The organism is Actinoallomurus vinaceus (assembly GCF_039542055.1).
In the GTDB taxonomy this organism is placed as follows: Bacteria; Actinomycetota; Actinomycetes; order Streptosporangiales; family Streptosporangiaceae; genus Actinoallomurus; species Actinoallomurus vinaceus.
In genome coordinates this window covers 1-12,766 of record NZ_BAABHK010000037.1, presented here as the reverse complement: position 1 = coordinate 12,766, position 12,766 = coordinate 1, and the positions used below count along the sequence as shown (strand labels likewise).

At 67.6% G+C, this 12,766-nt stretch carries 6 protein-coding genes; 1 reads left to right on the top strand and 5 read right to left on the bottom strand.

Annotated features, from left to right (window positions below):
• Positions 1-595 precede the first annotated feature (595 nt).
• Both ABEA24_RS53085 and ABEA24_RS53080 read right to left on the bottom strand, forming a co-directional pair.
• Positions 596-976, bottom strand: coding sequence for a hypothetical protein (locus ABEA24_RS53085; protein ID WP_345444652.1), 381 nt, complete (start codon positions 974-976; stop codon positions 596-598).
• Positions 973-8,199: a LamG-like jellyroll fold domain-containing protein gene (locus ABEA24_RS53080; RefSeq protein WP_345444649.1), complete on the bottom strand. Its 7,227-nt coding sequence runs from the start codon at positions 8,197-8,199 to the stop codon at positions 973-975. Before ABEA24_RS53080 ends, ABEA24_RS53085 begins: the two co-directional genes overlap by 4 nt.
• A 257-nt stretch (positions 8,200-8,456) precedes the next feature.
• Here ABEA24_RS53080 and ABEA24_RS53075 point away from each other — a divergent pair, with 257 nt between their 5' ends.
• Complete coding sequence (locus ABEA24_RS53075; protein ID WP_345444646.1) at positions 8,457-9,809, top strand: tyrosine-type recombinase/integrase; 1,353 nt, start codon at positions 8,457-8,459, stop codon at positions 9,807-9,809.
• Positions 9,810-10,306: 497 nt separating this feature from the next.
• On the opposite strand, the gene ABEA24_RS53070 is transcribed toward ABEA24_RS53075, so the two are convergent.
• The 3 genes from ABEA24_RS53070 to ABEA24_RS53060 form a co-directional block, all read right to left on the bottom strand.
• Positions 10,307-10,783 carry a pyridoxamine 5'-phosphate oxidase family protein gene (locus ABEA24_RS53070; RefSeq protein ID WP_345444644.1) on the bottom strand — a complete coding sequence of 159 codons (477 nt, stop codon included), beginning with the start codon at positions 10,781-10,783 and terminating at the stop codon, positions 10,307-10,309.
• Positions 10,767-12,263 carry an MFS transporter gene (locus ABEA24_RS53065; RefSeq protein WP_345444642.1) on the bottom strand — a complete coding sequence of 499 codons (1,497 nt, stop codon included), beginning with the start codon at positions 12,261-12,263 and terminating at the stop codon, positions 10,767-10,769. The genes ABEA24_RS53070 and ABEA24_RS53065 overlap by 17 nt, the downstream gene beginning before the upstream one ends.
• A gap of 150 nt (positions 12,264-12,413) precedes the next feature.
• On the bottom strand, positions 12,414-12,766 hold a 353-nt coding region (locus ABEA24_RS53060; RefSeq protein WP_486303938.1), incomplete at its 5' end, for a Rossmann-fold NAD(P)-binding domain-containing protein.

Below are 12,766 nucleotides of genomic sequence, written 5' to 3'. Positions count from 1 at the left end.
GTTCCCTTCACCTTTCGGATCCAGGTAAGCCATCGGGCCCAGAAACCTCCCTCCAAGTTCCTCCCGGTTGTACCGGGGATACAACAAGGCGCCTCGTGGCGCACTACGAGCACCCGCCGAGCACCCAAGCCCACCCGGACGATTGACGATACATGCAAGGGCAGGCACCTGATCGATGATGGCCGCTATCTTGCTGCCGTCTTGGGCGACGCCGATGACGTTGCCGTCGGGCTCGCGGCTGTACGTTGCAGTGCCGTCTTAGCCCTCTGGCGTAGGAGCTCGTGGGCAGCGTCCGTGCCGGGATATCGATTTCGGAGCGAGGCTGTCCGGTGAGGGTGACGCAGTCGAATCGTTGGCACCTCTCAGCACGATAGCCCTGGCCAGGGCGTGGTTGGCCATCAGCGGGATCCCGCCATCGGTGACGGCTCGGTCCAGCAGCCACCGCACGGGTGCCGGCAGTGCATCGGCGTCGCTGGGCCCGCGCGGTCAGCCATCTGCGCCGTGCGGGCGACGCGTCGGGGCGGTGCGGCGCTGGTGCGGTATCAGGACAGGCCGCAGATCCACCAGGTGTAGAGCCCGGCGAAGACGAGAGCGGTCAGCGCACCTCTCGATAGGCCGTGGCAATAGCCGCCAAAACAGTGAGCTGGGCCGGGCCCCCAGCCCGGAACCAGAGCAATGCTGGCAGCGAAGCCGACCGGACGATGTCTAGGTTGATCCCATCAGGCCATGGCTCGCTGCTGGGTTCCAGAACGGTAGCTGTCAATTCATACAATGGCTCGGTTCCCCGCCCAGGCCCTCCTCCCACTTCGAAGTAGTAAACATCTTCAAAGGAGAGCATCACATCCGGCTTGTCCGGCCCCCAGCGTAGTGAGATATCCACCACATCGGAGTCCCCGATTCGAGACATAATTAGACGCTCCACAAGATATCCTTCGCAGAGCGAGATCGCATCGATAAACGTGTCGAATGCTATCATGAGCGTTTCACTTTTTCGTTGGTGTTATGGTCTTGAGTTGGCTTGCTATCTGGGCCATACCGGGGGTGGTAGTTCTTCTGGTTCGGACCCGGGTTGACTTTTGGACCCAGGCGAATCACTTCCCCGTCAGGTCTGATCCAAATGACGCTTCCGTCTGGGTTATCGTAGCGTCGATACCCTCCCTCGGTCTCTTTGGTCAGCTTGAAGCCGTGTTTTTCGATATCACGTTCGGCCTCTTCGAGTGATTTGCCGTTTAGATTCGGAACCTCGGCTGCGCCGCCGCCGTGATTGTCACCAGCATTTGGATCAGTCCTTGTTACCGGATCTGGCTTGTCACTTCCGGTAACCCAGCCGATGATAACGACTGTTGTAAAGCGGCCCGCCCCGCCGATTGTCGAGTTCCATAGCTTATCGAGACCGTTCCCGATGGCGTCCCCGACTCCGACCACGACTGTGGTGATCGGCGCAAGGGGGTCGGGGAAAGTGCCGGTTCCGTTGCCGGGCTGGTCGCAGGTGGTGTCACATCCCTGGTTTACAGGAAGATTGGGTGATGTTGTGGGCGGGCCGCCTGGCTGGGGCAGTCCGGGTGCTGTGCCCGTGTTGCCCTGTCCTGGGTCGGGGGCGCCTGGTGTCGTCGGTGCACCACCGACGGTGGGCGTGCCAGGCGGGAGTTTGTCCGGGCGGGTCGGGGGTTTGGCCGGTTTGAAGTCGGGCTTGGGCTTGGGCGATTTGGGGACGCTGCAGTGGTGGTTGTGGATGCATGGGTCGGCGGGCGGGGGCGGTGGTTTGGGGTGGCTGACTCCGCCGCCTCCGCCGCCTCCACCTCCGCCGGAGCCGTTACCGCCGCCGTGGCCGGATCCGCCGCCGCCTCCGTTGCAGACGTCTCCGCAGCCTCCGGGGCAGCAGGTGATTTCGCCGCCGGATCCTGGGTTGCAGCTCGTTGCTGCCATCCCGGTTGTGCGAGAACAGCTGGCGGGGTTAGGGCAACAGCTGCTTACGGCTGCGTGGCCGCTGGGGTCCGTAAAGTCCAGGGGGTCGCCTAGCGCGTAGGCGTAGGGGTTAGCGTTAGCCGAATTTCCGATGGGGCTGTTGGCGTCGCTGTCTCGGCTAGTAAAGGCCCCGGTCTGTGGGTCGTACGAGCGGGCGTGCATGTTGACCAGGCCGGTGGTCGGGTCGGTGTAGCCGGATTGGTAGCCGATGCCGGGCATGGTGCCGGTGGTGGCGGTGGCGTTTCCGTACGGGTCGTAGGCGGTGGAGCCGGTGAGGGCAGCGGTGGCCGGATCGAGGGTGGCGGTCAGATCGTCGTGGTTCTGGTCGATGATCGCTGCCGTCTTGTTGCTTCCCTTGGCGACGCCGATGACGTTGCCGTCGGGGTCGCGGCTGTAGGTCGCGCTGCTGTCAGAGGCCAGGTCGTTGTCCGTGCCGCTGTAGGCGAATGCGGTGCCGCCGCGTTTGATCAGCCGGTTGAGCGCGTCGTAGTCGTAGGACGTCGAGCCGGCGGTGATGAGCTGGTCGAACGCGTCGTAGCTGTAGTTGGTGGTCTGGCTTCCGGCCGTCTTGGCGGTAAGGGTGCCGCGGGGTGTGTAGGTGTAGCTGCTGGTGCCATCGCTGGTGAGGCGGTCTCGTTCGTCGTAGGTGTAGGTGTGGGTGCCGTCGGAGGTGAGGTTGCCCGAATCGTCGAAGGTGTAGGTCTTCGTGGTGCTTCCGGTGGTCTGGGTGTTGAGGCGTCCGGCCCAGTCGTAGGTGTAGCCGGTCGTGCCGGCTCCGGCGTAGCCGGTGGTGGTCTTGGTCTGGAGTTGCTGTTCGGGGTTGTACTTGTACGTGGTCGAGGCGACGGTCTGGCCGGTGGGGTTGGCGATGGTGTCGGAGGCCAGGGCGCTGGTGTCGTCGTAGGTGAAGGTGCGGACGGGTCCGCTGGTGCCGTAGGTGATGGACGCGGGGCGGCTGTCGTTGTCGTAGCCGTAGGTGTTGGTGCGCCCGGTGATCGGGGCCGCCGCGCTGGCCAGGCGGCCGTCGGTGTCGTACCCGTAGGTGGTGGTGCCGGAGGCGTCGGTGCGCCCCGTCATCGCGCCGTCGGAGTTGTAGCCGAACGAGGAGTCACCCGAGGGACCGGTGGTCTTGGTCAGCAGGCCGCGGTCGTCGTAGGTGAAGTCGTTCTCCCCGGCCGGGGTGGCGGCGGCGACCTGGCGGCCCGCCAGGTCGTAGGCGAACTGGCGGTCCCCGGTGCTGGCCTCGGCGCCGCTGCCGGTCTGCTTGGTGAGGCGGCCGAGTTCGTCGTACTTGTTGGTCTGGGTGACACCGCCGGGCTGTTTGATCGTGGCCGGCCGACCGGCCTCGTCGTAGCTGGTGGTGTAGGTGCGGTCGGCGGCGTCCGGCGTGGCCGTGGTGGCGGGTTCGATGACGGATTCGGGCAGGTTCCACGGGTTGTAGGTCGTCCAGAACGGGTGGCCGCGCCCGTCGGTGTAGCGGGTGCGGTTCCTGGCGGCGTCGTACCCGAAGGATGTCGTGGTCGAGTGTGAGGAGTCGACCGGTTCGACCTGCTTGATCAGCTGGTTGAGGGCGTCGTAGTCGAACGTGGTGGTGTGGCCACGGGCGTCCGTTGTGCTGGTCGGGTTGCCGGCGAGGTCGTAGCCGATGCTGCGGGTGTGCAGCGTGTTGCCGTTCTTGTCCAGGTCCTTCTGTTCGGTCAGGTTCCCAGCGGCGTCGTAGCCATAGGCGATACCTTCGCCGGTCGGCTGGGTGGTCTTGGCGAGGTTGCCAGACAGGTCGTACGTGGAATGGATGTCGTTGCCGAGGGCGTCGCTCTCATCCGTGGCCTCGCCTGCGGCGTTGTAGCCGTAGGTGGTGACGACACCGGCCGGAGTGGTGGTCTTGGTCAGGTTGTCCGCGCCGTCGTATTCGTTGTGGGTGGTGAAGTACTGCGTCCCGTCGGTGTTGCGTACGACGTTGGTGTCGGTGATCTTGCGTCCGAGGTCGTCGTAGGTGGCCTGGGTCTGGGCTCCGGTCGGGTCGGTGGCCGACAGCTGTTCGGAGTCGGCGTCGTAGGTGTAGGACCACGCTCCTTGGGTGGTTGCCGTGGACACCTTCGGGTCGGTGCGTTTGAGTAGGTTGCTGAACGCGTCGTACTCATACGTCGTGGTCTGCCCGGATGGGTCGGTGACCGAGGTGACGTTGCCCAGGTCGTCGTAGGCGTAGCTGGTGGCCGGTGTGATCGCCGGTCCGCCTGCGGGCGGCGTGTAGGCCGGTTTGGTGACCTTGGTGATACGGCCGTTGCGGTCGCGGGCGTAGTCGGTGGTGTTGCCGTTCCCGTCGGTCTGGGCCACCACCTCGCCGAAGGTGTTGTAGCGGTGGTGGGCGACGGGCCGAACGGTGGTCGCCGTGCTGTCCTTGGTCTCGACCTTGACCGGGGGTGCGGTGACCGTGGTTGGGTTGCCAACCTCGTCGTAAGCGATGTTCGTCGTGTACGCGGCCGGGTCGGCGCCCGTGGTGTTGCCGCGCGGGTCGGTGATGGCGGTGGGCAGGCCCCGCTGGTCCCGAGTGATAGTGGTCAGCCGTGTGGTGCCGTCACCGGAGACGGCTTGGCTGGCGACGTTCCCGGCGGCGTCGTAGGTGTAGTCGATCGTGCGGCCGGTTCCGGTGCCTGTGTAGGTGACCGTCTTGGGATCGTTGTCGGCGTTGTAGACGGCCGTGGTCTTGCGGTTCAGGTCGTTCGGGTCGAGGACCTGGCTGGTGGTGCGGCCGGCGGCGTCGATGGTGTAGTCGGTCTCGGTCTTGCCGCCTCCGGTGACCTGCTGGGCGAGGTTGCCCGCGGCGTCGTAGCCGTAGGAGGCGGTGACGATGTCCGGGCCGCCGGTGGTCATGTGGCGAGTGGTGGTCGCACGCCGGTCGTCGTTGAAGTAGGTGTAGGTGTCGGTGCGGCCCATCGCGTCGGTGTACGAGGCCAGCCGACCGGCGGGGTCGTAGGCGTAGGAGTCGGTGACCAGGTCCTGGCCGCCGTCGCCGGTGGTGGGGTCGCCGTCTGGGTCGTCGGACCAGTGCTGCAGGGTGGTCTGGGTGAGCTGGTCGCGCTCGTTGTAGGTGTAGGCGTACTCGTTGCCGCCCGGGTCGGTCTTGTGGACGAGGTTGCCGGATGCGTCGTAGTCGTATCCGGTGACCGCGCCCTCGGCGTCGGTGACCTGGTTCAGCCGGTCGTGGTCGTCGTAGTCGTAAGCGATCGTGCGGTCGGCGTCGCCGCCGGTGGTGTCGCTGGAGATCACCTTGGTGGTGTTGGCGTCGCCGTCGTAGCCGTAGGTGTCGACGCGGGTGTGAGTGGTGCCTGTCGCCGGGTCGGTCACGGACGGGTAGGTGATCGTGGCCGGGCGGGACAGGTCGGTGTAGGTGGTCGCGGTGGTCAGCCCGCCTGGATCGGCATCCGTGATCTGGGTGGAGGTGCGCTGCCGGCCGATCGCGTCGTAGCTATAGCGGATCTTCTCCCCCGACGGCTCGGTGATCTGCGCCAGGTCCCCGCTGCTGGTGTAGGCGTAACTCGTGGTTTTGCCACCCGGTGTCACGTCGGTGGCGGGCAGGCCCGCGGGCGTGCTCCCGCCCTCGTCGGCCGCTTCGCTCCCGGTGGTGAACGTGTGGGTCGTTGTCCGGCCGTTCGGGAAGTCGGAGGTCGGCGGCGTGGTCACCGTCGCCAGCTGCCCGGCGGGGCTGTAGGTGTAGCTCGTCTGGTACGTGGTGTCGGTGGCCGAGGCCGAGCGGGCGTCCCGGAACGACGTCATCTTGTCGTTCCGTGGATCCAGCGGGTTGGCCGCATTCAGGTAGTAGCCGTAGTAGCTGGTCTGGCAGGAGGCGGCCGTCCGGCACGTCGTCCGTGACAGGATGTTGCCGCGGGCGTCGTGCGTCAGCGTCGTGGTGTGGCCGTTCTCATCGGTCTGCTTGGCCAAGAACCCGCCGGAATCGTAGGTGAAGGTACGCGCCGGGTTGCCGCCGCGCTGGATCCCGGTTATCCGTCCGCCGCCCAGCGGGTCGTAGGAGTAGGTGGTGGTGTGCTGGGCCGGGTCGGTTACCGTGACGCTTCGGGTCAGACTCGTGTCGGCGCCGGTGACGTTCGGGTCGCCGAGTTGCCAGTCCCCGCCGTTGGCGTCGGTGTAAGTGTCGACGCGATCCTGGCCGGTGTCGTAGGTAACCTGCGCAGCTGTGTTACCGGACGGGAGGGTGACCTTGCTGAGCTGGGCTACACCGGTGCGGCCCAGGGCGTAGTGGGCTTGGATGGAGGGCAGGCCGAGCGGGCGCGGGTAGACCGCGACCTCGTCGATCGACCCGTTGAAGTAGCCGGCGGCGTTGCTGGTCACCCCAGGCCAGTAGCTCCAGTAACCGGCTCCCGCGTACGTGCGGGTCATGTCGAGGTGGCCGATCTGGCCGGCAAGCGTGCCGACCGGGGTGCCATCCAGGTACATGGCCTGGGTGGTGCCGGCTCCGGTGAGGACGGCGTGGTGCCAGTTGCCGTCGTTGACCTTGCCGCTGGTGGTGATGGGGGTGGCCTGGCCGGATCTGGTCCAGAACTGGCCGCGCAACAGGCCGTCGCTGCCGACGTACAGGTTCGGCACGTGGTTGGCGGCGGCACCAGAGAGGGTGCTCGCCTGGCTGGCGAACAGCACACCGGAACTCGTCGTCTTGAACCACAACTCGATGCTCAGGTACGTGTGCGAATGGACGAGCCGATCCGGCAACTGCACGGAAGAACTCGAACCGTTGAACGTCGCCGCCGTGTCGCTCGTACCGGCGAGTGCTCCCCCGGCGCCCTGGGTAACGTTCGCGTAGGTGCCGTCGTCCTTACCTTGATTGGTGTCGACCTCGCTGCCGGCGTCCGTGCCGTCGCTCTCCCCGAACCGGTAGTAGGACTGCGGCGCCGAGTCGATCACGGCGGACCGGTAGTGGGAGCCGTCGCTGTAGTCGTAGGTGGTGCAGGCACTGTTCGGGGCGCACACCTGCTTGAGCCGGTCCCCGTCATAGGTGTACGACCATGTCAGCGCCTTGCCATCGACCGGGTCGGTGGACACCGTCGCAACGTGCGCGCCGGACCAGGTCAGGTGCAGCGCCCGGCTCGAGACGGTGTTGGTCACCGTCGACAGGTGGGATGCCCCGTCATAGCCGTAGGTCTGGGACAGGCCACCGGCCTCGGTCAGTTTGGACAGCAGGCCCGAGGCGGCGAAGTCGTAGCGTGCGCCGGTCTTGTCCAGCAGCGCATACGTGCCGTCACTGTTCTGGGTGAGGGTGGCGAAGTCACCGACCGGAGGCGCGAACGTTCCGTCGGGGTTCTTACCGAAGCGGACCTGATGCCCGTCGGCCATCGTGACGACGACGCTTCCCGACCCGTCATTATCCGCGGTCAACCGTACGTCGAACGGCGTGGTCCAGCCCGCGCCGAACGGCGAGGCGGTGCGCGGGTCGAGGCTGTTGTACGTCCGCCGTACCGACAGCTCCGGTCCGGCCCCCGCCACGGCGGCGTCGGTGGCGTTGGTGGTGTAGTTCCCGACCTGCGGGTCGAACGCCTGACCGTCGGACTGGGCGGCCAGGTGCTGGGTGATGACCGGCTGCGGCACCGCGGTGGTCAGCCCCACCGGGCCGACCGTCGTCGTCGCGCCATTGCTGGTGACCGCGCCGGTCCAGGTGTAGGCGGTGTTCCAGACCAGTTTCCCGGCCGGCGGCGTCCAATACGGGGTCGTGATCTTCCCGGAGTCCACGCAGGAGGTGGGGTCGCTGACTTTGCAGATCTTGAAGTCATACGACAAGGCGGTGTTGTCAGGGTCGTAGGCGGTCAGCGACAGCTGCTGCGTCAGCGTGGAGGCGGTGTAGCCGCTGAGCGGGTACACGCCCGTCACCGCAGGGGGCGAGTCGGGGATGGTCAGCTTCATCGGCATGACCGGCACGCCCTGGGAGGAGAACGACGTCGAGCCGTTGTACATGTCCCAGTGCAGCGTGTACGTCCCCGCCGGAACATGCTGAATCTTCGCGCTGACCGTGACCGAGGCATTCGGCGCGACGCTGGAGGGCATCGTCGTCCACACCGGCGTCGTGGAGATCAGCTTGCCGGCCGAGTCGTACAGCTTGTAGCCGAGCTTGAAGCCGTTGGTCGAGGTCCAGGTGTCGGTGCCGAGGTTCTTCAGCGTCATCTTGATGACGCCGTCCTGGGTCGCCGACGGCGGCGTGGTGACCTTGATCGATGACGGCCATGCCACACCGTACTTGGTGTAGGTGATGGCCAGTTGTGGGCCGCTGGAGGCGGAGTTCTGCCGCGTGGTGAAGCGTTTGTAGCCCGATGTCGAGGTCGTGGACGAACGCTAGACCGAGATCCTTTGCGTCTCCGCCAGCCGCCACCAACCGCGCTGTGATCTCTTCCAGCTCAGCGTAAGCAGGCAGGACCGGTAGGTGTCCCAGGGGCGCGCGACGGATCCTGGGCGTATCAGCACCGTCCACTCCGGAACTGGAGATCATTATGAGCGCCAAGGGTTCGGTCTATAAGCGATGCGGGTGTCGCATCCAGGGCAGGGGTAGGCGGTTCGGTAACGCCTGTCCGGAGCTGGCCCGGCGTGGGCATGGCAGCTGGTACTACGCGGTGGACATCGGCCCGTACCCGGGCAGCCGTCGGCGGCGGGTCCGCCGGGGCGGCTTTGCCAGCCGGAATGCGGCCGAAGATGCCCTGCGTCAACTGCAAAAGCCCGACCCCACCGATGCGGGCAAGCCGCTGACGACGGGCCAGTGGTTGCGGATCTGGCTGGCCGGCCGGATCTCGTTGTGCCCGTCGACGCTGCGTGGCTACGCCAGTCACGTCGACGACTACCTGCAGCCACACCTGGGCTCGATCCCGCTGCGGGCATTGGACACCCGGCACCTGCAGCAGATGTTCATCCATATCCTGGGCGGCCAGACCGCCTCCGGCCGCCCGGTGACAGCGGCCACCCTCAAACGCATCCACGCCACGCTCCGGACCGCGTTGAACGCCGCGGTGCGCGAACGGCTCATCGGCGACAACCCCGCCCGCTACGTCGAGCTCCCACCCGCACCACGCCCGCACGCGGTGGTATGGACTGACGATCAGATCCGGCGCTGGAGATGGACCGGAGAACACCCAGTGGTGGCGATCTGGACCGCCGCCCAGACCGCCCAGTTCCTGCACTACATCACCGACCACCGGCTGTACGCGGCCTACCATCTGATCGCCCTGCGTGGCCTGCGCCGCGGCGAAGCGGCCGGACTGCGCTGGTGCGACCTGGACCTGCAGGCCGGTATCGCCGTCATCAACTCCCAATCCCAGAACGTGAGCGGGAGGATCGTGCAGGCACCGCCAAAGACCAAGGCCAGCAGACGCACCATCGCCCTGGACCACACCACCGTCACGGCCCTACGCCGGCACCGCCACCGGCAACAAACCGAACTCGCCGCCCTGGGCACCGAAGACAGCGGCTACGTGTTCACCAACATCGGCGGACGCCCGATCAGCCCGGACCGGCTATCGATCAACTTCGGCAAACTCATCGCCGCCAGCGGCCTGCCACCGATCCGCCTGCACGATCTACGCCATGGCGCCGCCAGCCTCGCCCTGCAGGCCGGTGCGGACCTCAAGGTCGTCCAGGACCAGTTGGGGCACTCCTCGATCGTGCTGACCGCCGACACCTACGTCACGGTGCTGCCAGAGGTCGCCCGCAAGAACGCCGAGAACGTCGCCCGGCTCGTCCTGGACGCCGCGCGCTGCGCGTCCGGGGCGCGACGCCCACGCCGACGCAGCACCCGACCGACCACCACAGTCAAATCAGCAGGCCCACCACATCAGCACCCGTACCGCCGGTGAAACACGCGCCCGAACCCGGCCCCACCACGGCCATACCGTGGCCCCACCAGGAAGATCAAAACTCGGCCCGGGCGAGCGAAAGCCCAGGTCAGGGCTGGTAGGGCGCCTGGGACTCGAACCCAGAACCTATGGATTAAAAGCGGACCGTGCCGCGACATACGAGCAAACGAGGAGCAAACAGCGTCGCCCCAGACCTCGCGTCCGCTGACTTCTCTACCCCGAGGGGCCGAGCCCTGCTCGCTAAAGAGCCGACACTTGCTCGCACGCCATCGCCAGGGACCCGCCAGCGTTTCATGTGTCCGGGGTAGATCGCGAAAGGCCCGCGCGGTGGATCGCGCGGGCCTGGTCGACGACGTGACAGCGGGCTTGGTTGCTCGGCGCTGCGAGGCCCGCTCGTGCTGCGATGGCCGCCTCGCCGGCCGGGGTGGTGATCGGGCGCGGGGCTAGTAGCAGGAACCAGTGCTCATCGAATCGGGGACCCCACAGCCGGACGGTTCTTAGTACAGGCCCATCACCCGGTCGACCGCGATCTCGATCACGACTAGACCGGGCGGGGTGGGCGGTGGTGACCCGTAGCGGTCGGCGTATCGGCGTGCGCCCTCGGCCAGTCGGCGGGGGTCGTCGGATACGGTCGCGGGGCCTTCGAGTGTGATCCAGCGGGGGCCTGCCACCTGGCAGATCGCCACGCGGGTCCCGGGAGCGGCCAGGAGGTTCCCGGCCTTGCGGCGTGAGGCGACCGTCATGACCCGCGCCGTCCCGGTCGTGCGGTCCCAGGTGAACCGGACGGGTGCCACGTGCGGCGTGCCGTCGGGGCGGAGGGTCGTCAGCGTGCACACGTGGGGCTCGGTCAGGAACGCCTCGGCCGAGGCCGGCAACGGGAGGGACTTGGCGTTCGCCCCGCCGTCACCCGGCCGGGGCACCGTGCGGCCTTCACGCGACCGGTACGCCGTGCGGTCGTTACGCGACGGGGACAACGGATTCTCCGTTCGCGTGCTCTGGCGCCCTCAACTTGGGCAGCGACAGTGCGACGAGGACGCCCACCGTCGCGAAGCAGGCCGCGATGAGGAAGGCCTCGTGGAAGACGCTCGCCCGCGCCGCCAGGACGAGCGGGGGGTCCCCGTGGGCGGCCTTGGTCAGGGCTGGGACCCGGCTGAAGACGATCGTTGCGGCGATGGCCACGCCGAGCGCTCCACCGGCCTCCTGGCTGGTGTTGATGAGCCCGGCGGCCAGGCCGGACTCGGTCTTCCGGACCCCGGCGAACGCGGCGACCTGCAGCGGCACGAAGGACATGCCGAGGCCCAGCCCGGCGAGGAGGAACGCTGGCAGGACGTCACTGACGTAACCACCGTGGACGGGCAACCGCCAGAGCATGAGCATCCCGGCGACGGTGATGACGATGCCGGTGATCAGTACCGGCTTGGCCGCCATCTTGGTCACCAGTTTCGAGGAGATCCCCGCGCCGACGGACACGATGATGGCGAGGGGGACATAGGCCAGGCCGGTCCGGATCGGCGAGTAGTCCAGGACCTGCTGCATGAACAGGCTGGCGAAGAAGAACAGGGTCACCAGCGTGCCGAAGAGGAGCACGGCGGTGATGTTCGCCGCTCGGAGGGCCCGGAGCCGGAAGATGCCGAGCGGGATCAGCGGCGACTCGGCCCGGCGCTCGATCACCAGGAACGCCGTCAGAAGGATGCCAGTGACGACGAGACCGCCGATGGTCCGAGCCGATGTCCAGCCGACGTCGACGGTCTGGCCCAGGGTGTAGATCAGCAGCATCAGGCCTGCGGTGAGGACGACGGCCCCTGCCGTGTCGAAGGCACGGGGCCGCCTCTCGGCACGACTCTCAGGGACGACGAACGGCGCGAGCGCCGCGGCCGCCAGCCCGATCGGCACGTTGATGAAGAAGATCCACCGCCAACCGGGTCCTTCGGTGAACAGCCCGCCGAGGACCACTCCGGCGACCGAGGCGATGCCGCTGAGCCCGCCCCAGATCCCGAGCGCGCGGTTGCGCTCCGGGCCCTCGGCGAACGTGTTGGTCAGCAGGCTGAGGGCGGCAGGGGCGATGAAAGCCGCTCCCAGTCCCTGCAGGCCGCGGGCGGCGATCAGCATGGTGGAGCCCTGGGCGACCCCCGCGAGGAGGGACGCCGCCGCGAAGACGATCAGGCCGGTCCGCAGGATGCGGCGACGCCCGAAGGTGTCGGCGAGGCGCCCGCTGAGCAGCAGGAACCCGCCGAGCACCGTTCCGTAGGCGGTGACGATGTACTGCAGGTAGCTTTCGGAGACGCCGAGGTCCCGCTCGATGGACGGGAGGGCGACGTTCACGATCGAGACGTCGAGGAACGTCATGAACCCGGCGACGCAGAGGAACGCCAGGATCAGTCCGGGATGGCCGGCGGCCCGCGCTCGCGGCGGTGACGCCGTCCCGGATCGGGGTTGCGCTTCTGTAATCGACACAGGTGCTCCTTGAAATGAGGCCGGGCTCGTCGTCCGGCCGGATGAGTGCATGGGGACGGCCGTGCCGGACGGCGTCGGGTCGAGAGGGCCCGGTCTCGCGCCCGTGCCCGCGGGGGGAGTACGGGCGCGAGGCCGGCCGGTGGAACAGGTTCAGCGGAAGGCGGCGATGTTGCGGGCCGCCCAGTCGGCGAACGTGCGGGGCGGGCGGCCGAGGACCTGCTCGATGTGGGGGCTCACGCGCTGCTCGGCGGGCATGGGCTCGCCGAGGATGGAGAGGGTGCCCTCCACGACGGGCTCGGGCATGAACTGCAGCATCTGGGCCCGGGCCTCCGCGCGGGTCTGCTCGACGAACCGCACCGCTGTTCCGAGCGCGTCCCCGATCGCCTGAGTCCGCTCGCGTGGAGTGGTCGACGCCGGCCCGGTGAGCTCGTACGTCTGGCCGGTGTGTTCCTCCTGGACCAGGACCGCGGCCGCGACCTCGGCGAGGTCGTCCGGGTCGACGG